Origin of the sequence: Rhizobium herbae, from assembly GCF_017873135.1 — a bacterium.
GTDB lineage: Bacteria > Pseudomonadota > Alphaproteobacteria > Rhizobiales > Rhizobiaceae > Pararhizobium > Pararhizobium herbae.
Genome location: NZ_JAGGJV010000005.1, coordinates 484,790 through 509,968, shown reverse-complemented (window position 1 = coordinate 509,968; position 25,179 = coordinate 484,790). Strand labels below are relative to the sequence as shown.

26 protein-coding genes and 1 tRNA gene are annotated in these 25,179 nt (G+C 60.5%); 17 read left to right on the top strand and 10 right to left on the bottom strand.

Features of this window, described 5'->3' with window-relative positions; translation table 11 throughout:
• Window positions 1-1,210: 1,210 nt before the first annotated feature.
• Window positions 1,211-1,300, bottom strand: a tRNA-Ser gene (locus tag J2Z75_RS16630).
• A gap of 323 nt (window positions 1,301-1,623) precedes the next feature.
• Between J2Z75_RS16630 and J2Z75_RS16625 the strand changes: the two genes are divergently transcribed.
• Window positions 1,624-1,803, top strand: a complete 180-nt coding sequence (locus J2Z75_RS16625; protein WP_209853860.1) for a hypothetical protein — start codon at window positions 1,624-1,626, stop codon at window positions 1,801-1,803.
• Window positions 1,804-1,902: 99 nt separating this feature from the next.
• Here J2Z75_RS16625 and J2Z75_RS16620 read toward each other — a convergent pair whose 3' ends face one another.
• The gene (locus tag J2Z75_RS16620) at window positions 1,903-4,128 is read right to left on the bottom strand and encodes a caspase family protein (protein ID WP_209853859.1); all 2,226 of its coding nucleotides are present in this window, start codon (window positions 4,126-4,128) and stop codon (window positions 1,903-1,905) included.
• Between the two features lie 333 nt (window positions 4,129-4,461).
• Here J2Z75_RS16620 and J2Z75_RS16615 point away from each other — a divergent pair, with 333 nt between their 5' ends.
• The 4 genes from J2Z75_RS16615 to J2Z75_RS16600 all read left to right on the top strand — a co-directional run bounded on the left by J2Z75_RS16615 (window position 4,462) and on the right by J2Z75_RS16600 (window position 7,166).
• A complete protein-coding gene (locus J2Z75_RS16615; RefSeq protein WP_037160738.1) occupies window positions 4,462-4,818 on the top strand; it encodes a PilZ domain-containing protein in 357 nt (118 codons plus the stop codon).
• A 105-nt stretch (window positions 4,819-4,923) separates the two neighbouring features.
• Window positions 4,924-5,337 carry a DUF2177 family protein gene (locus J2Z75_RS16610; RefSeq protein ID WP_209853858.1) on the top strand — a complete coding sequence of 138 codons (414 nt, stop codon included), beginning with the start codon at window positions 4,924-4,926 and terminating at the stop codon, window positions 5,335-5,337.
• Window positions 5,338-5,543: 206 nt separating this feature from the next.
• Window positions 5,544-5,915 (top strand): PilZ domain-containing protein, encoded by a 372-nt coding sequence (locus tag J2Z75_RS16605; protein WP_209853857.1) that lies wholly within the window; start codon window positions 5,544-5,546, stop codon window positions 5,913-5,915.
• A 129-nt stretch (window positions 5,916-6,044) separates the two neighbouring features.
• A complete protein-coding gene (locus J2Z75_RS16600; protein ID WP_209853856.1) occupies window positions 6,045-7,166 on the top strand; it encodes a pyridoxal phosphate-dependent aminotransferase in 1,122 nt (373 codons plus the stop codon).
• 59 nt (window positions 7,167-7,225) lie between these two features.
• Here the strand turns inward: J2Z75_RS16600 and J2Z75_RS16595 are convergent, their stop codons facing one another.
• Window positions 7,226-7,492: an SEL1-like repeat protein gene (locus J2Z75_RS16595; RefSeq protein WP_209853855.1), complete on the bottom strand. Its 267-nt coding sequence runs from the start codon at window positions 7,490-7,492 to the stop codon at window positions 7,226-7,228.
• A 549-nt stretch (window positions 7,493-8,041) separates the two neighbouring features.
• On the opposite strand from J2Z75_RS16595, the gene J2Z75_RS16590 reads away from it, so the two are divergent.
• From J2Z75_RS16590 to J2Z75_RS16570, 5 genes are all read left to right on the top strand, one after another.
• Window positions 8,042-8,383: a DUF2147 domain-containing protein gene (locus tag J2Z75_RS16590; protein ID WP_209853854.1), complete on the top strand. Its 342-nt coding sequence runs from the start codon at window positions 8,042-8,044 to the stop codon at window positions 8,381-8,383.
• 200 nt (window positions 8,384-8,583) lie between these two features.
• On the top strand, window positions 8,584-8,757 hold the full coding sequence (locus J2Z75_RS16585; RefSeq protein WP_209853853.1) for a hypothetical protein: 174 nt from the start codon (window positions 8,584-8,586) through the stop codon (window positions 8,755-8,757).
• An 11-nt stretch (window positions 8,758-8,768) separates the two neighbouring features.
• The gene (locus J2Z75_RS16580; protein WP_209853852.1) at window positions 8,769-8,942 is read left to right on the top strand and encodes a hypothetical protein; all 174 of its coding nucleotides are present in this window, start codon (window positions 8,769-8,771) and stop codon (window positions 8,940-8,942) included.
• An 80-nt stretch (window positions 8,943-9,022) separates the two neighbouring features.
• Window positions 9,023-9,343, top strand: a complete 321-nt coding sequence (locus J2Z75_RS16575) for a YnfA family protein (RefSeq protein ID WP_209853898.1) — start codon at window positions 9,023-9,025, stop codon at window positions 9,341-9,343.
• Between the two features lie 77 nt (window positions 9,344-9,420).
• A complete protein-coding gene (locus tag J2Z75_RS16570; RefSeq protein ID WP_209853851.1) occupies window positions 9,421-10,923 on the top strand; it encodes an AMP nucleosidase in 1,503 nt (500 codons plus the stop codon).
• 3 nt (window positions 10,924-10,926) lie between these two features.
• Here J2Z75_RS16570 and J2Z75_RS16565 read toward each other — a convergent pair whose 3' ends face one another.
• Window positions 10,927-11,883, bottom strand: coding sequence for a lysylphosphatidylglycerol synthase domain-containing protein (locus tag J2Z75_RS16565; RefSeq protein ID WP_209853850.1), 957 nt, complete (start codon window positions 11,881-11,883; stop codon window positions 10,927-10,929).
• Window positions 11,884-11,989: 106 nt separating this feature from the next.
• Between J2Z75_RS16565 and J2Z75_RS16560 the strand changes: the two genes are divergently transcribed.
• The gene (locus tag J2Z75_RS16560) at window positions 11,990-12,997 is read left to right on the top strand and encodes a glycosyltransferase family 2 protein (protein ID WP_209853849.1); all 1,008 of its coding nucleotides are present in this window, start codon (window positions 11,990-11,992) and stop codon (window positions 12,995-12,997) included.
• Window positions 12,990-14,507, top strand: coding sequence for an ArnT family glycosyltransferase (locus tag J2Z75_RS16555; protein WP_234937373.1), 1,518 nt, complete (start codon window positions 12,990-12,992; stop codon window positions 14,505-14,507). Before J2Z75_RS16560 ends, J2Z75_RS16555 begins: the two co-directional genes overlap by 8 nt.
• Before the next feature lie 18 nt (window positions 14,508-14,525).
• On the opposite strand, the gene J2Z75_RS16550 is transcribed toward J2Z75_RS16555, so the two are convergent.
• A complete protein-coding gene (locus J2Z75_RS16550) occupies window positions 14,526-15,422 on the bottom strand; it encodes a diacylglycerol/lipid kinase family protein (RefSeq protein WP_209853848.1) in 897 nt (298 codons plus the stop codon).
• Window positions 15,423-15,540: 118 nt separating this feature from the next.
• Window positions 15,541-15,888, bottom strand: coding sequence for a winged helix-turn-helix transcriptional regulator (locus J2Z75_RS16545; protein ID WP_209853847.1), 348 nt, complete (start codon window positions 15,886-15,888; stop codon window positions 15,541-15,543).
• A gap of 102 nt (window positions 15,889-15,990) precedes the next feature.
• Between J2Z75_RS16545 and J2Z75_RS16540 the strand changes: the two genes are divergently transcribed.
• Window positions 15,991-17,004 carry a zinc-binding alcohol dehydrogenase family protein gene (locus J2Z75_RS16540; RefSeq protein WP_209853846.1) on the top strand — a complete coding sequence of 338 codons (1,014 nt, stop codon included), beginning with the start codon at window positions 15,991-15,993 and terminating at the stop codon, window positions 17,002-17,004.
• A 205-nt stretch (window positions 17,005-17,209) separates the two neighbouring features.
• Window positions 17,210-17,644, top strand: coding sequence for a DoxX family protein (locus J2Z75_RS16535; RefSeq protein WP_209853845.1), 435 nt, complete (start codon window positions 17,210-17,212; stop codon window positions 17,642-17,644).
• Between the two features lie 59 nt (window positions 17,645-17,703).
• Here J2Z75_RS16535 and J2Z75_RS16530 read toward each other — a convergent pair whose 3' ends face one another.
• Entirely contained in the window at window positions 17,704-18,177 is a 474-nt protein-coding gene (locus J2Z75_RS16530) for an Lrp/AsnC family transcriptional regulator (protein WP_209853896.1), read from the bottom strand.
• A 147-nt stretch (window positions 18,178-18,324) separates the two neighbouring features.
• Here J2Z75_RS16530 and J2Z75_RS16525 point away from each other — a divergent pair, with 147 nt between their 5' ends.
• A complete protein-coding gene (locus J2Z75_RS16525) occupies window positions 18,325-19,230 on the top strand; it encodes a DMT family transporter (protein WP_209853844.1) in 906 nt (301 codons plus the stop codon).
• Window positions 19,231-19,303: 73 nt separating this feature from the next.
• Here J2Z75_RS16525 and J2Z75_RS16520 read toward each other — a convergent pair whose 3' ends face one another.
• The 3 genes from J2Z75_RS16520 to J2Z75_RS16510 form a co-directional block, all read right to left on the bottom strand.
• Window positions 19,304-19,921, bottom strand: coding sequence for a L,D-transpeptidase (locus J2Z75_RS16520; RefSeq protein ID WP_209853843.1), 618 nt, complete (start codon window positions 19,919-19,921; stop codon window positions 19,304-19,306).
• A 130-nt stretch (window positions 19,922-20,051) separates the two neighbouring features.
• Window positions 20,052-20,702 (bottom strand): hypothetical protein, encoded by a 651-nt coding sequence (locus J2Z75_RS16515; RefSeq protein ID WP_209853842.1) that lies wholly within the window; start codon window positions 20,700-20,702, stop codon window positions 20,052-20,054.
• A gap of 5 nt (window positions 20,703-20,707) precedes the next feature.
• Window positions 20,708-22,372 (bottom strand): electron transfer flavoprotein-ubiquinone oxidoreductase, encoded by a 1,665-nt coding sequence (locus J2Z75_RS16510; protein WP_209853841.1) that lies wholly within the window; start codon window positions 22,370-22,372, stop codon window positions 20,708-20,710.
• Between the two features lie 378 nt (window positions 22,373-22,750).
• Between J2Z75_RS16510 and J2Z75_RS16505 the strand changes: the two genes are divergently transcribed.
• Both J2Z75_RS16505 and J2Z75_RS16500 read left to right on the top strand, forming a co-directional pair.
• Window positions 22,751-24,049: an Hsp70 family protein gene (locus tag J2Z75_RS16505; RefSeq protein WP_209853840.1), complete on the top strand. Its 1,299-nt coding sequence runs from the start codon at window positions 22,751-22,753 to the stop codon at window positions 24,047-24,049.
• A gap of 225 nt (window positions 24,050-24,274) precedes the next feature.
• Window positions 24,275-25,174, top strand: a complete 900-nt coding sequence (locus J2Z75_RS16500; protein ID WP_209853839.1) for a uracil-DNA glycosylase — start codon at window positions 24,275-24,277, stop codon at window positions 25,172-25,174.
• Window positions 25,175-25,179 lie beyond the last annotated feature (5 nt).

Below are 25,179 nucleotides of genomic sequence, written 5' to 3'. Positions count from 1 at the left end.
GATTGCGTCAGCTGCCTGGGCGCCGGATACTGCTGCGAGAGCTGCAGCGGAGCCGAGAAGAAGGCTCTTAATGTTCATTTCTGACCTCCAGTCAAAAGTTTCAAACAGGTCTGGGTATTATACTGAAGGACAGTATTCCCTGCCCCATCCCCAACATCTAAGAAGTCGGACGATCAACCGCCCTTGCTTCCGGAGTTGAAAATACAAGACGGGACGGTGGGCGCAATCACCAACTGACCAGTTCGTCCAGTTTGATGCGCCCTTCCCCATGCGCTGTTGCTGAAACGACACAAAATCGCCTCAAGCGGCCGGAAGTTCTTAACAAGGCATTAAGAAAACCCTTTGTCCATCAGGGGTTAGCAGAACTCCTCGCCACTTCCGACGTGTCATAACGGGGCAGAAATGGGGCAAAACGGCGGTATGGCGGCAGATTCGCGCTGCTGTTTGAGGTGACACGGCAATTTCCGCTTGAACAATCACAGGCGTCGTCGAGGGGGAATCGCGATGCCTGTGAACGGGCGCCGGGGAGAATCGCAGAATCACCGTCACGACGGGTCGACCGACCGATTCCCGCAAACGCGTGCATGCCTCCACAAAAGAGGGCCAGCCTCGCCGTCGTTCGCCTCAATCGGCCTTTATCTACGTTCAACGAAGACCGCGCCCGTCATCCAGCTTCGACAGGAAGCCTGTTTGCGGAACATTTTATCGGCCGCCGCCCCGTGACTGACCCATACGTCATCAAAGGGGAAGGCAAACCGTCACGTTTGGAGGCAAATCAGCGACGGGCTTGTTGCTCATTGGCGTCGCCTGTTCGGTCCCCGTCATTATCTTCGGCGAAAGCAAGTGTTCGCATGCCCGCCGGAAGATCGAGCGCGCCTTCTCTTTCGATTGGTTCTTTTGCAATAGACCAGGGTATGGCGGATTATGAATATAAGCCGCCTGCGAAGACCTGCTCGATGGTCGATGCGATTTTATCCGGCGTTCGGCTGCGTGAGCCGATCGGACCTCGCCCTGAAGAGAGCGAACAGCCGGGGGGCTTGATCTTGAATCAACGGCACAATGGAAACAGATGGTCCGCGAAGGCAAGCGCGCCGACATCCGGCACCCTTTGGGCAAGTCGGTTATGCAGATCGATGCTTGGATTTGACGCCGAGACCGATGCGCCTCAACGCAGGCATTGGGGGAATTGTTGGGCTGTGCAAAGGTCTGATGGCGGAGAAGATGGGATTCGAACCCACGATACCCTTCCGGGTATACTCCCTTAGCAGGGGAGCGCCTTCGACCACTCGGCCACCTCTCCGTTAGCGCCTGACTAGAGTCAGGAGCCTTTCATTGCAAGGGATTTTTGCGGTTTCCAGCGACAAAATGATTTTCCATGTGCCTTGGCGCGGCATCGCTCCGCAAATTTGCACAAAGTCGGGGCCGCATTATTTCCTGAAACAACGCCGCGCCGATCGCACCTGCTGCGGCATACGGAGCGACCGGCCTGCCGCGACGAGACGATGGAATTGGCGCCCATTGCCGATTGCCCGCGACAAGGGTCTTGCGTTAATCCTTTTCCCTGGAGAGCCGTCCGGCCCGATTGTGCGGGACGGCGGAAAACAACAGGTTCGGAAATAGATGATGAGCAAAGACAGCAAACCGGAAACACAGGTGACGATCGAAAAGCTCCGCAATGGACGCTGGGCCTTCGTGCTCAAGCGCGGCACCGTCGTCTATCCGGCCCACGGCCAGTTCACCAGCCAGCTTGCGGCGCACGCCGCCGGACAGGCGGCACTCAAAGCGCTGGAAAACAACCGGTAAGCCGACCCTGGATTTTCCCAAACGAAAGGCCGGACCTGTTTCCACAGGTTCGGCCTTTCGCGTCCTTGCATAAGGTCAGTATTATAAAGGTCAGCGCCGTCAGGTCTTTTTCGCCAGCCGGTCTATCGCGTTCTGGGTTGCCGCGCCGAAATCGCCGTCCAGCGGGCCGCTGTAATAACCACGGTCCCGAAGCAGCGCCTGGATCTCCTTGCGGAAGGCAGGCGTGAAATTGTCCGGGGATGTCTTCAGCTCCTGGAGTTTTGCCGGATCGCCACCCTCGACGCTTGCAGCAGCCCAGCGTGCGGCCTCCTTCGGATCAGCCTTGGTGCCAAGCCCCCAGTCGTAGAGGCGGCTCAGATTGCCCATGGCATAGGCGCTGCCGGCATTCGACGCCATTTCGTACCAGTTGCGCGCCTGCGCGTAATCCTGCGGCACGGCCTTGCCGTCATCATAGAACCAGCCGAGCAGCGCCATCGAATAGGCATCGCCGACATTGGCGGCCTTTTCGTACCATTTCTTGGCTTCCGTATAGTCCTGCGTCGTGCCGAGGCCGTTCTGATAGGCCCAGCCGAGCGACGACATCGCATTGGCGTCGCCGGCCTCGGCGGCCTTCTGATACCAGGACAGCGACTGGCTGAAGTCCTTCGGAACGCCATTTCCCTCGCGGTAGAACCAGCCGACTGTCGCCATCGCATTGGCATAACCCTGGTTGGCCGAGAGCTGGTACCATTTCAGCGATTCCGCGTAATCCTGCGGCACGCCGCCGTAACCTTCGCGATAAAGCCAGCCGAGCGATGCCTGGGCGTAGGAATTGCCGTTGTTGGCGGCCTGCTCGAACATCGCCTTGCCCTTGTCGATATCGACCGGGCCATCGGTGCCGTAGATCGAGAACCAGGCAAGGTTCGTCAGCCCGTACATATTGCCGCCGTCGGCCGCCTTCTGGTAGTTGCGGCGGGCCTCGACATAGTTGCGGCCGGCATCCTGCGCCCGCCCGAGCATGTTGACGAGCATCATGTCGTCGGGATTCTCATTGACGGCCTGGGCGCAGGCGGTGAGCGCGCGGGCCGAATCGATCTTCGGGAAATTGACGCCAAGGAAGCCCGGCATCGACTGCGGTTCGCCCGCAAGCAGATAGCAGTCGCGCGACGCCTGCGTGTCCTTGCCGGTCTGCGAGATATTGAGCCCCTTCTTCGGCTCGAGCGCCGCGACCTGGGTTTCCGCTTCCGCCTTGTGCTTGCTGTCGGGATACCGCTCGATGAAGCGGGTCAGCGCTGCGCCATCCGTCGATTGCTTCAGCGCTTCCCAGGCGATTTCGTCCGGGCTCATCGTCGATGTCTGCGCGGCCTCGGCCAGAAGCTTCAGCTTCTTCTCCGCCAGCATCTTGTAGACCGGGTCGGCGCCATGCTTGGCAAGGAATACCTCGATCAGGTCCTTGTCGGCGAGATCGCGGATATTCTGCCAATCGGCAGCCGCTTCGGACAGGCCGGTCGGCGAGACTTCCTGCGTGTTGCCGTTGTTGGTGACGTTGATGTTGACTTCCTTGATGTTGAGGAAGATCTGCGCGCCGCCGAGCGAGCCGTAGACGAACGGTTCCTGGCCGCGATTGGTGGCGGTCACCACTTCGTCGCGGACCTTGCCGAGCGCGATGCGCACGTCGACGCCGGGCTCGGTCAGATACTTGGAGAGAGCCGTGGCAAACGGGCTGTTCTTGCCCTCGCCGTCCATCGCCACCGTGCCGGCCTTCGAAGCGAAGGCGACCAGCAGATCGGCCGATTCGGGTTCGACGCGCGCCAGACCGCGGCTGACGGCCCTGGTCGAGATCGAACGGGTCATCGATTGCTCGAACGGATTGTTGCGGCAGGCATCAAGGATGACCAGCTTCAGCTTGGTCGCGCCTTCCAGCGAGCGCTGCACGCGGTCGAGCGGAATCGCTTCGTCCTCCACATCCTTGTCGGTCTTCAGGCTGACATCGACCGGAAGCAGATAATTCTGGCCGTTCATCTCCATGCCATGGCCGGAATAATAGATGATGGCGACATCCGCGCCGGCGGCGGTGTCCTCGAAATCGCGCAGCGCCCGAACCATAGAGGCGCGATCGACGTCATGAACGGTCGTTACCGTGTCGAAGCCGGCATCCTCAAACGAGGTTTTCATCAGCTCGACATCGTTGGCCGGGTTGTTCAGTTGCGATGTCGCTTCGTATTTCTCGTTGCCGATCAACAGGGCGACCCGTTTCGCCGCCTCGGCGGCACCCGCCTGAAACGCGAAAATCGACAGCGCCAAAACGACGATCGGCATCCAGCCTTGTGAATGACCCTTGAACATGATTTTCCCTCCGCGCTCGCGCGGTGGGCCGGGACGCCTCGCATCCCCGCAAACCGCGCAAACATGATCCCAAATTTCGCGCAGGCGTTCTTGCCGCCGCGCTTTGCATGAAAGTATTACGTATGGCCCCGCCTGTTTCAATGTCCGCTTTTATGCTTTTTTAATCAAGGCTGAAGACAAGATTGCGAAAGACACAAGCTCAGAGCAAGGCTGGCGTCGGAAACTGCTACAATCGCGACATGCGGCACGATCAACATTCAAGCCGCGGCATGATCAAAAGTTGCAACATCCAGCAGAAACGGCGAGCCGCCGCAGATTTTCCGGAGTTTCCCCATGTCGATGGTGATGCATCTCGCCGAGGCAAAACCGGGTCAGCTGACCACCAGCCACAAGCACTATTATATCGAGCGCCCCTGCCGCATTCTGGTGGTGGGGCAGCACCTGAAGACGAAGACGAAATATCAGTGCCTGCTGCGCCATATTTCGGTCGGCGGCGCCATGGTGGATTTCAACGCCAATATCCTGCTGCCGAAACATTTCTTCCTGGAGATCGACGGTTTTCGCGAGGAAATCGGCTGCTCGCAGGTGCACCGGCACAACACCGAGCTGGGCGTGCGCTTCAACATGCAGCTAGCGCCGGAATTCATCAGCCGCCTTATAAGAATGGCGTTTACCAGCGGCATGATCTGAAAGCGGCTCGCTGCCTTTATCACGACGGTTGCCGCGTATTTTCCGCCGGGTTGCAATCCGGACGATCCCGCCCAGCGTAGCAATGGTGAACGAGGATCATCCATCATGAAATCTTTGATTGTCGCCTATGCGGGAACCTTTGTTTCCCTGTTGATCGCCGACGCCATCTGGCTCGGGCTGGTGGCGCGAACCTTCTATCGCGACCAGCTGGGCGCGCTGATGCTGCCGTCGCCGAATCTTGCGATCGCCGCCGTCTTTTATGTGTTCTTCGCAATGGCGGTCGTGCTGCTTGCCGTCATGCCGGGGGTCAAATCCGGCTCGCTCGCCACCGCCCTGTGCTATGGCGCGGTTCTCGGGCTGGCCGCCTATGGAACCTACGATGTCACCAATCTGGCGACGCTGAAGGGGTGGCCGCTGACGGTCAGCCTGGTGGACATGGCCTGGGGCACGTTCGTGACCGCCTTTTCCGCGAGCTGTGGCTTCCTTGTTTGTCGTTATTTTGCAGGTCCGACACCCTGAAACAGCAGCCAAAAACAAAACGTTGTGCGCCGATTTACGCCCTCATTAAATTTTTAAGGAATGTTTTCAACGGATTGCAATATCCATGGCCGATTCTGCACCTTGTCGCTTGCTGTCGTCAGGAGGAGGGCAAGAGTGATGAACGCAAACGGTGAGACAGCACCGGGTCCGAAGATCCGCCGTCCATCGCTATCGAGGGAGTGGTGATGCAGAACTCGACGATGTATTCCGTGGTCAGTTCCAAGCTTTACGAACAGCGCTTCGAGCGCTTCGTGATCGGTCAGGCCGGCACCCTGATGGCCGTGCGGCCGGCGCTGGGCGGCGTCTCGACCCGGACCTGCAAGATGCTGGAAATCTCGCGTGGCGGCGCTGCCTTCACCGTCAACACGACGATCGGCCTGCCGGAACACTACTACCTGACCATTGTCGGCACCAAGAAGCGAATCGGCTGCGCCGAAATCTATCGCAGCGACCACCGTATCCAGGTGCACTTCATCAAACCGATCGACGAGGAATTTCTGCACCAGATCGTCCGCTACGAATTCTTCACCGGGAACGAACTGAAGAAGAAGCACTGATCGGCTGGCAACTCGCTGCACGGCCGATGCCTGTGCATGGCGTTTCGCCGATGGATACGGTTTCCTTGGGCATGAAACATCGCTAGTCTCCGCCGCGATTTCATTCATCGTCAGGCTCGATACTCAGCAATGTCCGCATTTTCCAGATTTACTCCCCTTGTCCAGTCGCTTCCCTCCACCATTCCGTTTGTCGGGCCTGAAGCGATCGAGCGCCAGCGCGGCCGGCCGGTCGCAGCGCGGATCGGCGCCAACGAAAGCGGCTTCGGCCCGGCTCCGTCGGTTCTTTCAGCGATGGGCGCGGCTGCGGCGGGTGTCTGGAAATACAATGATCCGGAAAATTTCGAGCTGAAACAGGCACTCGCCCGCCATCTGGGCACGGCACCGGCCAATCTCGCCATCGGCGAAGGCATCGACGGCCTGCTTGGCCAGATCGTCCGGCTGGTGATCGAGCCCGGTCTGCCGGTCGTCACCTCGCTCGGCGGCTATCCGACATTCAACTTCCATGTGGCCGGCCATGGCGGCCGGCTGGTGACAGTACCCTATGTCAACGACCGGGAAGATCTCGACGGGCTGCTTTCGGCGGTCAGGCGCGAAGATGCGCCGCTGGTCTATTTCGCCAATCCCGACAATCCGATGGGAAGCTGGTGGGATGCTGATAGCGTCGTCGCCTTTGCGCGCGCCCTGCCGGAGACCTGCCTGCTCGTGCTTGATGAGGCCTATGGCGAGACCGCGCCGGCAGGCACCATCCCGTCGATCGAATCCCTGATCGACAGACCGAACGTGGTGAGGACACGCACATTCTCCAAGGCCTATGGCCTGGCGGGCGCCCGTGTCGGCTATGTCATCGGCACGCCGGGAACCGCACAGGCCTTCGACAAGATCCGCAATCACTTCGGCATGAACAGGATCGGCACCGCGGCCGCGCTGGCAGCGCTGGCGGACAAGGACTATCTGGCTGAGGTTCTGCGGAAAATTGCCGCTTCCCGCGACAGGATCGCCGGGATTGCCACCAGCAACGGGCTCAAGCCCCTGCCCTCGGCGACGAATTTCGTGGCGATTGATTGCGGCAAAGACGCCGTCTTTGCCCGTGCGATCGTCGATCGGCTGATGGCCGATCACGGCATTTTCATCCGCATGCCGGGTGTAGCACCTCTCAACCGGTGCATCCGGATCAGCACCGGGCCGGAGGAGGAGATGATGATGTTGGAGGACGCTCTACCGAAAGTGCTTGAATCGCTCGGCAGGCAGTAGACCGCGCCCCATCTTCGGAGGTCTCGGCCTCTACCGCCTGTCGGCGATGCGATCATACTTCAATGCATTGTCATCCATTCGCGGGCGGCACGCAGGGCCGTGGCAAGATCGGTCTTGCTCATGGTCATCGCCAGATCCGCGCGCAGCGCAGCTGCCCGGTCGGAGCCCTTGATCGCTGCGATGTTAAGCCATTTGTGCGCGGCGACAAGATCGATATCGCAACCACGTCCGGTTGCATACATCAAACCCATTTCGCAGAAAACGTCCGCGCGGTTCTCGCCACCCATCGTGGCATCCGAAGCATTCTGAATGTCAAAGCGTGCCATTTCTCGTGTCCCTGTTTGCCTGGTTGGTACTGTCTGCAGTCCCTGTTTTACCTGCCTTTTTAAGGCTCCTTGGAGGGGCGGCCGTCTTGTGCGGCTTTCGCCCCTCGAAGGGTTTCGGCGGGGTGTTTTTCCCTGCTCGTCTTATGGATTGAACTATGCAGCAGTGGTTTCAATACACGCTTAAAATGCATGATTAATGTGAGACGAACAAAGTTCAAACGATTGGTAAACTTGGCTTTTTGTTAAACATCCGACCGCCTTCAAATGCTGGCTTTTGCCTCAATCTTTACGGAAAATTCAGATGACGATTTCAACCAATCGCTAACCACGCAAAACGGTCGCATCTTCCAACTCGCGAAAACAGCCACGCCGCAAGCCCTGATTTGCCGCAAATTTTCAGCGGAAAACGGGGAAATCGCATATTTACGTTTACGTCCGCGTAAGCTATTTTTCGCCCATTGAGCGGTGAGGAGACCAGCTCTGGCAACATCTCGCGCGGACTATGTGCCCACGGCACGGCTATCCGGCGAACTTTAAGGGAGGAACACTATGATCCGCACATTCATTCTCGCGGCAGCCATGACGCTGGCAGCGACTGCTTCGAGCTTTTCCGCCGAACCGATCGTTGGCAACTGGAAGACCGCGAGCGGCGAGACGGCGGCCATCGCGTCCTGCGGCGGCAGCTATTGCATCACGCTGAAGACGGGAAAACACGCCGGCAAGCGCATCGGCAACCTGGCCGGCAGCGGCGACAGCTATTCCGGCGAGATCACCGATCCCGCAAACGACAAGACCTATACCGGCAATGCGTCGATCAGCGGCAGTTCGCTGAAGATGCAGGGCTGCGTCCTGAAGATCCTCTGCAAGTCGCAGACCTGGACGCGCATGTAGTCCAGCGGATGCTCCGGCGATTCATGGCGCCGGAGCTTTTTCAATTTTCTGCGGGCAGTCTGGCATGCTGACGGGGACGCAAGCCGCGAAGATGAACGGGAGATGAACCGGGGTCTCAGGAAGAGTTCAGTTTGCATGTGCGAAAAGACTATCATCGAGTTGAACCCCGATCGACGCACCCCGACCAAACGGACAAAACCATGGACATTCTCGCCCGCCGCCTCACCATCATCAGCCTTCTCATGGTCGTCTTTGCGATGACGCTTGCCGCGGCCGTCAGTGCCGACACGCAGCGGCGGCGCCACAACTACGCCGGCTCGATCGCCGACTGCACAGTGCACACCACAAAATTCTGCGAGCAAGCCAAGCTTTAAGGCCACAAGCCATGTCCACCATGCTCACCTCTGCGACCGTTGCACTGCGCATGCTCGCTTTGGCGAGCATTCTGATGGCCCCGATGGGGGCCGTCGCCTACAGCAAGGCTTCCGGCCAGAGTGTCGGCAAGCAAGGCGCCGGCCTCGTGCTGTTCGTGACGCTGCAACGCCAGTCGATGAGCTGACGCAGCAGGCGCGCGCAAAATACTTGCACATTTGAATCCGCTGTCTTCCTATGGATCGCCAAGGAAGGAACGCCATGCCCATCTCCGCATTCGCCATCTATGCTCTTGCAGCACTTGCGGAAATCGCCGGCTGCTTTTCCTTCTGGGCGTGGTTGAAACTTGACAAGCCGATCTGGTGGCTCGTACCGGGCATGGCGAGCCTCGCGGTCTTCGCCTGGCTCCTCACCCTGATCGATTCTGCCGCGGCCGGACGTGCCTATGCGGCCTATGGCGGCATCTACATCGCCGCGTCGCTCGCCTGGCTGTGGATTGCCGAGGGCATTCGCCCCGACCGGTGGGATGCGACCGGCGTGACCCTCGCCGTTGCCGGCACGGTCATCATTCTTGCCGGACCGCGCTGACCACACTTTTTCCAAAGGGTTGCGCTGCATTCAAATCTTGTCGTTTGCTTGTAAAAAACGCCATCCTATAATGCCGCATGAGCAAACGAATCTCTTCTCTTTCCGCCCTTTCCATCGCAACGCCGGACGCTTTCGAACCGCAGACGTTCGATGATCCGGCCGCAGCCGTCGATGCGCTGTCGGCGCTCTACGAGCGCAACACGAAGTTCCTGGTCGATGCCTTCACCGAGCTTGGCCGGACTGGAACGCCGACGTCACGCTATCGCGCCTGCTATCCGCAGGTCAGCATCGAGACCAGCAGCTTCAGCCATGTCGATTCGCGTCTATCCTACGGCTATGTCAGTTCTCCCGGTGTCTATACGACCACCGTCACCCGCCCGAAACTGTTCCGCCACTATCTGAAGGAGCAGCTTGGCCTTTTGATCCGCAGCCATGGCGTCGGCGTCACGGTCTCCGAATCGGCAACACCGATCCCGCTGCATTTCGCTTTCGGCGAAGGCGCCTATGTCGAAGCGGCGATGGCTGAGAATATCGACACCCCTTTGCGCGACCTGTTCGACACGCCAGACCTGACGACGACCGACGACGAGATCGCCAACGGTTCCTACGAGCCGGGTCCCGGCGAACCCTCGCCGCTTGCGCCGTTCACCGCGCAACGCGTCGACTATTCGCTGGCCCGCCTCAGCCACTACACGGCGACCAGTGCCACACATTTCCAGAATTTCGTGCTGTTCACCAACTACCAGTTCTACATCGACGAGTTCTGCATCTGGGCGCGCCAGCAGATGGCCGATGGCGGCAATGGCTACACCGCCTTCGTCGAGCCGGGAAACATCGTTACGCAGCCGGGATCGGACAAGCCGGATTCGGACCTGACGCTGGCCCGCCTGCCGCAGATGCCTGCCTACCATCTGAAGAAAAAGGGGCATGGCGGCATCACCGTCGTCAATATCGGTGTGGGCCCTTCGAACGCCAAGACCATCACCGACCATATCGCCGTGCTGCGACCCCATGCCTGGCTGATGCTCGGCCATTGCGCCGGCCTGCGCAACAGCCAGACGCTGGGCGACTACGTGCTGGCCCATGCCTATGTGCGCGAAGACCACGTGCTCGACGACGACCTGCCCGTCTGGATCCCGATCCCGGCGCTGGCCGAGGTTCAGGTGGCGATGCAGGACGCGGTGGCTGAGGTGACCGGCTATGAGGGATACGACCTGAAGCGGATCATGCGGACCGGCACCGTCGCCACGATCGACAACCGCAACTGGGAACTGCGCGACCAGCGCGGGCCGGTCAAGCGGCTGTCGCAATCGCGCGCCATCGCGCTCGACATGGAGTCGGCCACCATCGCCGCCAACGGCTTCCGTTTCCGCGTGCCCTATGGAACGCTGCTCTGCGTCTCCGACAAGCCGCTGCATGGGGAATTGAAGCTGCCGGGGATGGCGACGGCCTTCTACAAGACGCAGGTCAGCCAGCATCTGCAAATCGGTATTCTCGCCCTGCAAAAACTGGCCGCCATGCCGCCGGAAAAGCTGCATTCGCGCAAGCTGCGCAGCTTCTTCGAAACCGCCTTCCAGTAGGCCTCAGCGGCGCGGCGAAAGCCCGATCGACAGCAAGGTGCCGGCAACTGCCGACACGACGATCATCAGATGCGCGTTGACGCTGGCGCTGGCGAGCAGGTCGAAGGCAGCCCCCTTCGCCGACGCGCCGAAGGATATCGCGCCGGCGGTGATTCCGGCCGGATAGGTGCCGACGCCGGCTGGCGCATGGACCGGCAGGACCGACGACAATTCACCGCCAAGCGCCCCACCGAAACAGGCGGCAAGCGGCAGCACGCCCATGACGGCCAGCACCCAGGCCAGCACCGCGACTTTCGTCGACCAGTTGAGGACGGTCATCAGCCAGGCCCGGACGAAGACCAGCGCGTTGGCCGGCAGCCCCGCTTCCACCTCGACCAGCAGCTTGCCGAGCTTTTCCGGCAGAAGACGCTGCAGAAGGGCAATCATGCTGCCTTTCAGCAGGAAGAGCGCCAGCGGCGAGACCAGGAACAAAACCCACAGCACCCAGCCCAGCGCCCGATTGTCGGTCCCGATGACCAGACCGATGCCCGCTGCGGCAAACAGCGCATGCAGGTCGAGCAGCCGCATCAGCAGCAAAGCCGATGTGCTGCGTGCCAGGGGGACGGCGAATTCCGAGCGCATGAGAATGGGAAAGCTGGTTTCGCCGGCCCGAAAGGGCAGCATGATGTTGAGAAGATTATGGACCTGGGTCACACGCAGGAGCGTCAGGAAGCGGCCGTGCGTCTCATTGGGGAAATAGTCGTAGATCCGGTAGCAGCGGATGAAGTAGGTGCCGACCAGCAGAGCAAGCGCCGATAGCACCGGAAGGAGACCGATTTCCGCCCATTGCCGAAACAGTGCCGGCCAGCCCCATATCCACTGGACGAATGCGGCATAGGCGATCACTGCGCCCAGGGACAGGACGGTCATCCGGTTGCGGACAAGCCATGAGCCCCGGCTGGCATCCCCTTCTGCATTCATATATTTGCTACTTTCCTGTCGGGTGCTATGGGAAGACGGCTGTTACCATGAGAACCCAGGCGAGAGAACCTGCGGCGTTATAGAGGCTTTGATATTGGATCCCATCTTGGAAGCAAACAGGACAGAGGCCGGCATTGTCGAGCCTATCGAATTGTCCGTGGTCGTGCCGATCTACAATGAAGAGGAAAGCGTCGGACCGCTGGTAACGCGAATCAGCGAAGCCATGGCGAATTTCGGCAAGTCCTGGGAATTGATCCTCGTTGACGACGGAAGCACCGACGCCACCCTGCTGAACGCCCGCAAGGCGCTGTCCGATGGCGGCCTGCGGTTGAAGATCGTTGAGCTTCAGCGCAATTTCGGCCAGACGGCCGCCATGCAGGCCGGCATCGATACCGCCACCGGACGGTTGATCGCCACGCTCGACGGCGATCTGCAAAATGATCCGCGCGACATTCCGGCGATGGTCAAGGCGATCGAAGAGCGCGAACTCGACCTTCTCGTCGGCTGGCGCAAGAACCGGCAGGACGGGCTGTTCCTGCGCAAGATACCGTCCTGGTGCGCCAACTATCTGATCGGCAAGATCACCGGCGTCAAGCTGCACGATTATGGGTGCAGCCTGAAGGTCTACCAGGCCTCGATCATCAAGCAGGTCAAGCTGATGGGCGAGATGCACCGCTTCATTCCGGCCTGGGTGGCCGGTGTCGTGCCGAGCAGCCGCATCGGCGAGATGCCGGTTACGCATCACGCCCGCCAGCACGGAACGTCGAAGTACGGCATTTCGCGCACCTTCCGCGTCATCCTCGACCTGCTCTCGGTGCTGTTCTTCATGCGCTACAAGGCACGGCCGGGGCATTTCTTCGGCTCGATAGGACTGGCTGCCGGCGGACTCAGCGCCCTGATCCTGTTTTATCTGTTCATCGACAAGTTCGTGCTCGGCAACGATATCGGCGCAAGACCTATGCTGATCGTCGGGGTCATGCTGTTCCTCTCATCGGTCCAGCTGATCACCACCGGCATTCTTTCCGAGATGATGGCGCGGCTTTATTCCGGTGAGAACGACACGCCGCCCTATATCGTGCGCAAGGTCTTCGATCGAGAAGAGGCCGATGTCTAATATCGCTTCCCGCCGCACCGACTCGATATTCTATGACACTATGATCTACGCCGTTGCCGCCTATTTTGTCCTGTGTGTGGTCATACGGGTCTTCATCTCTTCCGCGCTTGAAATCGATGAAGGCGAACAGGCTTTCGTTTCGCAGTTTCTGGCGCTTGGCTACGGCCGCCAGCCGCCTCTCTACAATTGGCTGCAATATGCCGTGGTAGAGACGTTCGGCATTTCACTAACGGCGCTGACCGCTCTCAAACATGTACAGCTTTTCCTGTGCTGTCTGTTCTACGGCCTTGCCGCCAGGATCGTTATCAAGGACAGGTCCCTGGCAACAATGGCAATGCTCGGGGTACTCACCCTGCCGCCGGTTTTTCTGCTGGCGCAACGGGACCTCTCGCACACGGTCTCCGCCTTGTTTGCGGTGTCGCTGTTTCTCTACGGCTTCTTCAGAACGCTGCGCAGTCCAAGTGTCTTTTCCTATCTCGTAACCGGGATCGCGGTCGGCATAGGGCTGATTTCGAAATACAATTTCGCGCTTGTGCCGGTCGCGGCGATCCTTGCCGTCCTTCCGGAGCGGGATTTGCGTCAGCGCATCTTCGACTGGCGGATCATCGTGTCCCTTGCCGTCGCCGGGGCGATCGTCCTGCCGCACGCCTACTGGATTTTCAACAACCTGACATTGGCCTCCGCCGGCACGATCAAGGAAATGAAGGAGGGTATGCCGGGCGGACGGTTGGCCCAGGCGCTCCAGGGAACCTTTTCGCTATTTTCGGCCTTCGTCGGCGGCAGTGTTCTGCCGCTCGTCTTCTTTGCCGTGGCTTTTCCGTTCGATATCAAGCGGATCTGTCGCACCGAAAGCCAATGGACCCGCATCGCCGGACGGATGATCGTCGTTTGCCTGTTTGCCGTTCTGTTGATCGTTCTCGGTCTCGGCGCCAGCAATATCCGGGAGAAATGGCTGGCACTGTTCCTCGTGCTCTGGCCGATTTATCTCTGTCTGAAGATCGACGCAGCCGGCATAGAGACAACAGGCAGGCTGAAGCGCTTCGCCATCCCGCTTTTCATCATGATCATCGCGGTGCTCGTTGGCGTGTCGGCGCGGGTCGTGACATCGCCGATGCTTGGCTCATACAACAAACTCAATATCCCCTATGACGCTTTCATCAGCGAGGTTACCCAAAACCGGTCCATTCAGCCTGCGCTGCTGATTGCCGAGGATACCAACCTTGCCGGCAATGCGCGTCTGCAGCTGCCAAACACCCCTGTCATCCTGCCTTCCGACCCGCCAACGCCACTGGCCGCGGGCTGGCGGGCGGCAGGGCCGGTTCTGGTGATCTGGCGCAGCAACGGCGAGCTTGAACCGGCGTTTCCCGAAAGCCTCGCACGGAAGCTGCGCGAAGGCGGCGTGGCGGGCGAAGACATCAAGCCGCTCTATGCGGCACCGGCCTATTACCTCGGCAAGGAGGCTGACCGCTACGGCTTCGGCTATCTCTGGCTGCCGCAGGAAAAGAACTGAAGCCTGTCTGTCACCCGGTCACTTGCCGACAAGCAGTTTCAGTTCGCCTGGATGAATGCGCAGAGCGACGTCGCGTCCGACCGGCAGCAGTTCGCCGTCAATGACGCAGTTGGTGTTGCGGCGCGCCCGCGGGAAATGCAGATTGACGGTCGATACGCTCATTTCGGTGATCAGCGCGCTTTCGCGGAACTTGCCGCGCATGATATCGAAGGTCAGCTTGGCGACGCCTGACGGCTTCAATGGCGGTGCGGTATAGAAGCCCAGATGGCCGCCGGTCACATCGTCGGCATACATCAGCGCGCTCGGGCCGAAATGATTGTTAGACACCGAGATTGCGGAAACCTCGCGCCTTTCGCGAACGCCGTCCACCTCGAATTCGATCTCGAACTCCGGCGGATTGAACATCACCCCCACCGCCGCGCGCGTGCTGGCACGGATTTTTCCGAGCCGCGAGGCGAAGCTGTAGGATTCGCGGTAACGCACCATGCGGGCATGCAGGCCCATGGAAAACTGGTGAACGAAGGCCCGGCCGTCGGCGCTGCCGATATCGGCATCGACCACCCTGCCGTCGGCAAGCACGTCCAGCACCTTCCAGATATCAAGGGGCAGTTTTAGTGCCCGGGCAAACAGGTTCATCGTACCCGCTGGAACGATGCCGAGCGGCAGGCCATTCTTCCAGGCAACGGCGGCAGCCGCCGAGATCGTGCCATCACCGCCCCCTGCGATCATCGCGTCCAGATCGTCGCGCCGCGCGGTCCTTTCCAGGGCTTCATTCATCTCGCTGCCATCGACGACCGCGATTTCGATCTCGTGGCCCGCCCCGCGAAAAACCTCATCGACCTGTTGGCCGTAGGCCTCCATGTCCGTCGTGCGAAACGTTCCACCGTCGCGATTGAAAATGGCTTTGATTTTCATTCGGGCTCCTTGCCGCTTGTCAGGGACATATGGAGCGGCAAGGGCTGGTTTTCAGCGGGCCTTGGCAAAATAACGAATGTTTATATTCGCAACCGGGAAACCTGTTCGAGCAGGCCAGCTATTCTGCAGCCTGCAGCATGATATGCTCGTCGCCCCAGCGCTTCATCGCCATGATGACGGGCTCAAGGCTGCGGCCGCGCGGCGTCAGGCAGTAATCGACCCTTGGCGGCACCACGGCAAAAACCGTGCGCTCGATCAGGCCATCAGCCTCCAGTTCACGCAACTGCTTCGTCAGCATGCGCTGCGTGATACTCGTCAGGCGGCGGCGGATTTCGTTGAAGCGCATCGTGCCCTCCAGCAGGTGATAGAGGATGACGCCCTTCCATTTGCCGTCGATCAGGTGAAGCACACCCTCGACCGGGCAGCCGGGAGAACAGTCGAGCAGCTTGTGGCGAACACGCGGCATTCACGGTATCCTTTTGTGTACTCTATACACTTCCTGTGCATTCTTGCGCCTTTGGAACATAATGCGCATCTAGCTTCTGTTCAAACATGAAGGAGCTCGCCAATGCGTGCCATTGCCTACAAGACCCCCCAAGCCATCTCCGCCGAAACGTCGCTGCTCGATGTAGAGCTGCCCGTTCCGACACCGGAGGGCCGGGACATTCTCGTCGAGATCAAGGCCGTCTCGGTCAACCCGGTGGACACGAAAGTCCGCGCCAATGCGAAGCCGGAACCGGACCAGTTGAAAGTGCTTGGCTGGGACGCGGCCGGGATCGTCAAGGCGGTCGGCCCCGGCGTCAAGCTGTTCCAGCCGGGGGACGCGGTCTTTTATGCCGGTGCCATCGACAGGCCGGGCTCGAATGCCGAATTCCATCTGGTCGACGAGCGCATCGTCGGCAAGAAGCCGGAAACGCTGGATTTCCCCGCCGCCGCTGCCCTGCCTCTTACCTCGCTTACCGCCTGGGAGGCCTTGTTCGACCGGCTGAAGGTCAACGATCCGGTGCCTGGCGCCTCCAATGCGATCCTGATCATCGGCGGCGCCGGCGGCGTCGGCTCGATCGCCATCCAGCTGGCGCGGGCGCTGACCAACCTCACCGTGATCGCCACCGCGTCGCGCCCCGAGACACAGAAATGGGCCTATGATCTCGGTGCCCATCACGTACTCGATCACTCCAAGCCGCTGGCGCACCAGATCGACCAGCTGGCGCTCGGCGCACCGGCCTTCGTCTTTTCGACCACCAATACCGCCGACCATCTGGACGAGATCATTCAACTGATCGCACCGCAGGGCCGGTTCGGGTTGATCGACGATCCGAAGGTGCTGGATGTCATGCCATTCAAGCGCAAGGCCGTTTCCATCCACTGGGAGCTGATGTTCACCCGCTCGCTGTTCAAGACCAAGGACATGGAAGAGCAGAACAGGATTCTGACCGAGGTCGCCCGGCTGATCGATACCGGCAAGATCCGCTCGACGCTGACGGAAACGCTGGGTCTGATCAATGCCGAAAACCTGAAGAAGGCCCATGCGCTGATCGAAACGGGCCGGACCAAGGGCAAGCTGGTGCTCGCCGGATTCTGAGGCATCCGGCATTCGTAAATCGAGGCTTTTCCGCAGTTCCCGCGGGAACCCCGCCTCTTCACCGCTCCCCATAAACAGGAGACAGCGCGGCGCATCAAACCAGCCTCCCGGTCCGATGACGCAGCGCTGCCCCGGAGACCGGCCCGAAGCCCGCAGCAGGGACCGGCTCCGGGGCAGTTTCATCACCTGTTCCCGGAGAGAAAAAATGCCTTCCTTTATCAGTTCCCGCGCATTCGGCTATCTCGCACGCACAATCCTGACCTACATGTTCTGGGCCAGTGGCCTTGCCAAGCTCATCGATTTCAACGCCGGCGTGGCGGAGATGTCCCATTTCGGCCTCGAACCGGCTCCGCTTTTCAATGCAGCCGTCATCGTCACCCAGCTCGGCGGCTCGGCACTCATCATCGCCAATCGCTGGGCCTGGCTCGGCGCCGGTGCACTCGCGGTCTTTACCGTGCTGACCATCCCGATCGCCCATACTTTCTGGACCATGCAAGAGCCAATCAAGACGCTGGAGTTCTATGTCGTCATGGAACACATCACCGTGGTCGGCGGTCTGATGGTGGTCGCCTGGAAATCCGCCCCCCAGCGCAAGCCGGTCACAGCTTCCCGTCCCGCCTTTGCGGAAATTAACGCGTAGCACCACCGACACGCACAGGGGCGAAGCACCTGCCGGGTACGTCCGGCGGGTGCTTTTCGTCAACGCGGCTCCGGCAGCTTGAGGGCGCCGCCGGTCTTGATCGTGCGGATGGCGAAGTTGGAGCGGATGTCGGCCACACCCGGCAGGGCAAGCAGCGTTTCGGTCAGCAGCGTCTCATAGGCAGCCAGATCCGCGACCACCACCTCGGCCAGAAAATCGGCGCTACCGGAAATCATGAAACAGGAGACCACTTCCGGGATGACCATCAGCGACTCCTGCTGCGACAGCGCGTTTTCCTGGCTGTGCCGGGCGACCTTGATTTCGACAAAGACGGTGAGCCCGAGCCCCACCTGCTTGCGGTCGATATCGGCGCGATAACCGCGCAGCACGCCGGATTTCTCCAGATTGCGGATACGCCTCAGACACGGCGACGGCGAGAGGTTAACCCGCTCGGCGATCTCGACGTTCGTCGCCCGCGCATCCTCCTGCAGGATGCGAAGGATGGCAATATCGAATTTATCGAGACTTGGCATGTTCAAGAATTATTCCCGTTACGATTGGCAGATAATTGCTTATATAATAAATTTTGGAGCACAAAAAGCAAGGACATGCCTCGACCTTTGGCGCTACCTTTTCTTTCACACGAAGAGATTTTCACGCTCGAAAGAAAGGTTGGTTCCATGAATACGCTCGCCTTCACCCGCACCAATTCCCCCTCGGCGACTGCCGGTTATGTCGGCGGCACGGTCACCGTGCTGATCTGGGCAAGCTGGATCCTTGCCACCCGCCACAGTGCCGCGACGCCGCTTGGAACGATCGATATCGGCCTGATCCGCTATGGCGTTCCGGCAATAGTGCTTGCCCCAGTCTGGTGGCGGCTGGGGCTATTGCCGAAGGGCGTTCCGGCGCATCTTCTCGCCCTGATGGTCGCCGGCGCCGGCGCGCTGTTCTTCCAGCTGACAACCTTTGCCATCCACGCCACGCCCGCTGCCTCGGCCGGCACGTTGCTGGGCGGATCGATGCCGCTGGCCGCAGCCCTCATCGGCGTCTTCATCTTCAAGGAACGGCCGGATGCCAGCCGCTGGCTGGGCCTTGCCGCCATTCTCGCTGGCGTCGGCATCCTGCTTGCCGGCAGCCTGTCGAGCGCCGTCATTCCGTGGACGAGCTTCATCCTACTGCCGGCGGCAGCCCTCCTCTGGGCAAGCTATACCCACGCCTTCAAGCGCTCGGGTCTGACGGCCATCGAGGCCGGTGCCGTCATCGCCCTCTGGTCGTTCCTCATCCATATCGGCCTGGCATTGATCTACGGAACGTCGCTCGGCATTACGCCCGCCAATGAAATCGCGCTGCAGGTGCTGAGCCAGGGCGTTCTTTCCGGGCTGACGGCAATGGTCGCCTATGGCATGGCCGTCAAGGCGCTGGGCGGCACGCAGGCAGCCGCCTTCACCGCGATCACGCCGGTGCTGGCAACACTGGGCGGCGGCCTGTTGCTTGGCGAAGAGATCGGGCTGTTGGAGATCAGCGCGGCCGTCATCACCGGTCTGGGCGTCGCGCTCTCGACGGGATTTTTCTCAAGAAAGCATTGAGCCCGATTGCATCGTTGCTTTCAGTCCTGCGGCCCGGTTTATCCGGGCCGTTTTCGTATGAAATGGCTGGAGATCAGGCCTGCAGGACAACGACGCGGCCGCCGACCGTTGCCCGTTCATACAGTTCGACGACATCGTGATTGAGCATGCGCACGCACCCGCTCGACATTGCCTGGCCGATCGACCAAGGCTGCGTGGTGCCGTGGATGCGGAACATGGTGTCGTTGCCGTTCTGGTAGAGATAGATCGCCCTCGCGCCGAGCGGGTTGTTCGGCCCGCCGGGAAGACCGCCGGCATATTTCATGTTCTTGCCGGGATCGCGCCGGATCATGTTGCCCGTCGGCGTCCATGTCGGCCATTCCGCCTTGCGGCCGATATAGGCGGAGCCTGCCAGCGCATAGCCGTTTCGGCCGACGCCGATGCCGTAGCGCATCGCCCGTCCGTCCCCCAGAATATAGTAGAGCCGCCGCGCCGGCGTATCGACGACGATGGTGCCCGCGTCATATTTCGTCGCGTAAGCCACCTCCTGCCGCCGCAGTTCCGGTTTGATCTTTTCCAGCGGCATGGCAGGCAGCGGAAATTTTTCGTCCGGCAATGATGCGTAGTTGGCCGCATGGTTGGGGCCGTTGGTCGAACAACCGGCAAGGAGAGCAGACATGCCGAGCAGCAGGCCACGGCGGGATAGCGACATGAGAGTTTCCTTAAAATCGGGTTGACGCCACCGAAATTAAGGAAAACATGGTTAATGGCTGGTTAAGCGCGCGTCTGTTGTTGAAGATCGACAATGATTTCGGATCAGAAAACTGAAGTTGGCACGCTGTTCAATTTGTTTTGCGGCCTTCAACTAGCGCCAAATACTCGTTTACAGAGAAGTCCCTCCAATTTTCTGCAGGTATCCGATCTTCAAGCGGGTCGGCTATCGAATAAATACCGGTTCGGCGTGACAATGCATCCTTCATCGCAATCAACTCGATCGGCGACTTACCATCCGAGGCCGCGTCTTCCAGAAGTTCTTCATCACGGGTACTGAGGTCATAGATCACACGAACATTTGGTGTGCAGATATCCATGACTGGACTCCAATTTGCTCCGCACACTCCGACCTGAGTGCCTTCGGCACCGGCTGGGAAGAGTTTCAGAAACTCCGACATTCTCATGTCGTCTCTCAAGCCGTCATTAGACAGACGCAATAGGCGACCGAGCGTGGAATATTTTCCGTCCGGTTTAAACCCGGTGCCAAGCTTAATGCATCGAAGTTTATGGGGACTATCTTCCGAAAACGAAAGCTCAAGGCCGGAATACCCCCAGTACAGCGGAACAACGTCGTCGCTGTCCGTGATCCACCACTCGGGCGGACCGAGCAGCGCTGCGACGTCCAGGAGTGTCATGGCGAAATTGATCGGCCCCAGTTCACCCGTCTGCAAGAAAGATCGCAGCGATGCCGTTTGCCTCTCGAAGTTCCGCTTCTCCATGAATCTCACATATTCGGATAGACCGGCCCTTCGCCGCCCTGCGGCGGCACCCAGTTGATGTTCTGGTTGGGATCCTTGATGTCGCAGGTCTTGCAGTGGACGCAGTTCTGGGCGTTGATGACGAAGACGTCCTCGCCATCCTTTTCCACCCATTCGTAGACGCCGGCCGGACAGTAGCGGGTCGACGGGCCGGCATAGACATCGTGCTCGGACGACTTCTGCAGCGCCATGTCCTTGACCTTCAGGTGCACCGGCTCGTTTTCCTCGTGATTGGTGTTCGACAGGAACACCGAGGAGAGGCGATCGAAGGTCAGCACGCCATCCGGGCGCGGATAGTCGATCTTTTTGTGCATCGACGCCGGCTCCAGCGACTGCGCGTCAGTCTTGCCGTGCTTCAGCGTGCCGAAGAATGAGAAGCCGAACAGCGTGTTGGTCCACATGTCGAGACCGCCGAGCGCGACGCCAGCGGCGGTGCCGAGCTTCGACCACAGCGGCTTGACGTTGCGGACCTTCTTCAGGTCCTGGCCGATGGCGCTGTCGCGCCAGCCGTTCTCGATCTCCACCGGTTCGTCATTCGCCCGGCCGGCCGCAATCGCATCGGCGATCTTCTCGGCCGAGAGGATGCCCGACAGAACAGCGTTGTGGCTGCCCTTGATGCGCGGCAGATTGACGAAGCCGGCCGAACATCCGATCAGCGCGCCACCGGGGAAGGACAGCTTCGGCACCGACTGGTAGCCGCCCTCGGTGATAGCGCGGGCGCCATAGGTCAGCCGCTTGCCGCCCTCGAACGTGCCGCGGATCGCCGGATGTGTCTTGAAGCGCTGGAATTCCTCGAACGGATAGAGATAGGGGTTCTTGTAGTTGAGGTGGACGACGAAGCCGACGGCGACCAGATTGTCCTCAAGATGATAGAGGAACGAACCACCGCCGGTCTTCATGCCGAGCGGCCAGCCGAAGGAATGCTGCACGAGACCCTGTTTGTGGTTCTCGGGCTTGACCTGCCAGAGCTCCTTGATGCCAAGGCCGAATTTCTGCGGCTCGCGATCCTTCGAGAGATCGAACTTCGAAATCAGCTGCTTGGCGAGCGAACCGCGCACGCCCTCACCGATCAGGGTGTATTTGCCCAGCAGCTCCATGCCGCGGGCAAAGTTCGGTCCCGGTTCGCCACTCTTCTCGACGCCCATGTCGCCGGTGGCAACGCCGATGACGGCGCCGGCATCGTTGTAGAGCACTTCGGTCGCGGCAAAGCCCGGATAGATCTCGACGCCGAGGCCTTCCGCCTTTTCGGCGAGCCACCGACAGACGAGGCCGAGCGAGACGATGTAATTGCCGTGATTGTTCATCAGCGGCGGCATCAAAAAGTTCGGCAGGCGGATGGAACCGGCAGGACCCAGCAACAGGAACTGGTCGTCCTTGACCTCGGTCTTGAAGGGATGGTCGCCTTCCTCACGCCAGCCCGGCAGCAGCCGGTCGATGCCGATCGGATCGACCACGGCGCCCGACAGGATATGCGCGCCGACCTCCGCGCCCTTTTCCAGAACGACGACGGAAAGCTCCGGATTGACCTGCTTCAGACGGATGGCGGCGGCAAGACCGGCCGGCCCCGCCCCGACGATCACCACGTCGAATTCCATCGATTCGCGCTCGGGCAGTTCCTGTGGCTCGCTCATCTCATCGTCTCCAGTCGCACCCGGCCATTTTGCGCGGTTTTGTTCCCAATTCTTAGCCTCCGTCATGGCAAATACGGCAGGACTTGTCGAGCCAGTCTGCGACGGCAGCCAAGCGCATTTGCGCATGACATCATGCGACAGGATACAAATATATGACGTGCACGTAAACGTAAAAATGTGAAATGCACTGCGACCAATTGATCTCCCCCCATCCTGCCTTGCTTTGGCCTTCGCCCCATGCGAAGAGGCGCCCTCCAAATAGACAGAGCCCTCCGCCATCTCCCGCTTTCCGGTTGCCGCAAGGCATTCCGAGGCTGCGCGTGCGCCGGCGAGACGACATCCGCCGCTGGCCGGTGGACACCACAGACGGAGACCACAATGGCCAAGGCACTCGGCTTCGATTTCGGCACGACCAACTCGGTGCTTGCCGCCTCGCAGGGCGACACGACGCAGTCGCTGCGCTTTACCAGCACGGCCGGCACCACCGATTCGATGCGCACCGCCCTGTCCTTCATGAAGCATGCGCAGCTGGGCGCCGCAGCGGTGAAGATCGAAGCGGGCCAGGCGGCGATCCAGCAGTTCATCGACAATCCCGGCGAAGCGCGTTTCCTGCAGTCGATCAAGACCTTTGCCGCGAGCCCCCTGTTCCAGGGCACGCTGATCTTTGCCCGGCGCAACACATTCGAGGATCTGATGCGGTCATTCCTGACGCGGATCGCCGATTATGCCGGCGATGGCTGGCGGGATGACTACAAGCGTATCGTCGTCGGCCGGCCCGTTCGTTTTGCCGGCTCGAGCCCGGACGAAAACCTGGCGCTGGAGCGCTACGACCGGGCGCTTTCCTCCTTCGATTTTCCGGAAGTCCACTATGTCTATGAGCCGGTGGCGGCGGCGTTTTACTTTGCCCAGAACCTCAAGAAGGATGCCACCGTGCTGGTGGCCGATTTCGGCGGCGGCACCACCGACTATTCGATCATCCGCTTCGAAAGCCATGCCGGCAAACTGACAGCGGTTCCGGTCGGCCATTCCGGCGTCGGCGTCGCCGGCGATCATTTCGACTTCCGCATCATCGACACGGTGGTCTCGCCGCTGATCGGCAAGGGCAGCCAGTTCAAGAGTTTTGACAAGCTGCTCGACGTACCCTCCAGCTACTATGCCAATTTCGGCCGATGGAACCAGCTGTCGATCTTCAAGACACTGAAGGACTTCACCGACCTGAAGCAACTGGTGCGCTCCGCCGTCGAGCCGGAAAAACTCGAAGCCTTCGTCGATCTCGTCGACCATGACGAGGGTTACCCGCTCTATCAGGCGGTGTCGGCCACCAAGATGCGGCTGTCGCACGCGGAAGAAACGGAATTCTATTTCGCGCCGCTCGGCGAAAAGAGCCGGCAGACGGTGCGCCGCGGCGATTTCGAAAGCTGGATCGCCCCCGATCTCGCCCGGATCGAGGAGGCGCTGGACGAGGTACTGACCACGACAAACACGCTCCCCGAGGGCATCGACAAGGTGTTTCTGACCGGCGGCACATCCTTCGTGCCGGCCATCCGCCGCATCTTCGAGAACCGCTTTGCGGCCGACCGCATCGAAAGCGGCGGCGAGCTTCTCTCCATCGCCCACGGCCTTGCGCTGATCGGCGAGCGCGACGACATCGAGCGCTGGACGGCGATGGCGGCGTGATTGGTGGTTCCCTCTTCTCCCCGGCGGGGAGAAGGTGGCCCGTAGGGCCGGATGAGGGGGCCAAGCACACAAGAATTTGCCGCACCGCCCCCTCATCGTCTCGCTACGCTCGACACTTCTCCCCGCTGGGGAGAAGAGGGAGAGCGGTGCTGACATCGTAAATCCCTATGCGATAGCATCACCAATAGTCTTCCCTGCCCGCCCGCGCTTCTGTACAAGAAACCCATGATCTCCAGCGACACCATGAGCCCGGCCGAACTTGCCGCCCTTCTACATTTCCATGCGGAAGCGGGCGTCGAATGGCTGCTGGAAGACGAGCCTGTCGATCGCTTCGCGGAGTTTGCCCAGGCAAAGGCGGCACGCGGCAATGGCGCCGCGCAAGCCATGCAAAAAGCGCAGGCCTCAGAGCGGAACGATGCGCCACATACGCCAACTGCCCGAGAAAGAGGCAATTCCGCCGGCAACAAGGGGCCAGCGGCACCGGCTGCCGTCCCGCAAATGGCCATTCCCGACGAACAGGCAATCGCCGAAGCGCGATTTGCCGCCGATTCCGCCCGGTCTCTGGCTGAACTGAAGAGCGCCATGGAGGCCTTTTCCGGCTGCAATCTGAAAAACAGCGCCCGAAACATGGTTTTTGCCGATGGCAACCCGTCCTCCGGCATCATGGTGATCGGCCCTGTGCCGAACGGTGACGACGATCGCGAGGGCGTCCCCTTTTCGGGCAAGCAGGGGCAGATGCTGGAACGCATGCTGGCAGCGATCGGGCTGGACCGGTCGTCCGTGCTGCTCACCAATGTCATTCCCTGGCGCCCGCCGGGGAACCGCCCGCCCTCGTCCCGCGAAACCGACATCTGCCGTCCGTTCATCGAGCGCCAGATCGTACTGGCGGAACCCCGGCACCTGCTGATCCTCGGTAATTTCGCTGCCCGTTTCTTCTTCGGCGGCAACGAGATGATCCATCACATGCGCGGCGAATGGCGCGATATTCCGATCGGCGGGCCGACCGGCGGCACGACGGTTCCCGCCCTCGCCACCCTGCACCCGCAGGACCTGATGTCGGCGCCGGCCAGCAAGCGGCTGGCCTGGCAGGATCTCCTGGCATTTCGCGCCCGGATTTGTGGTTAAAACCG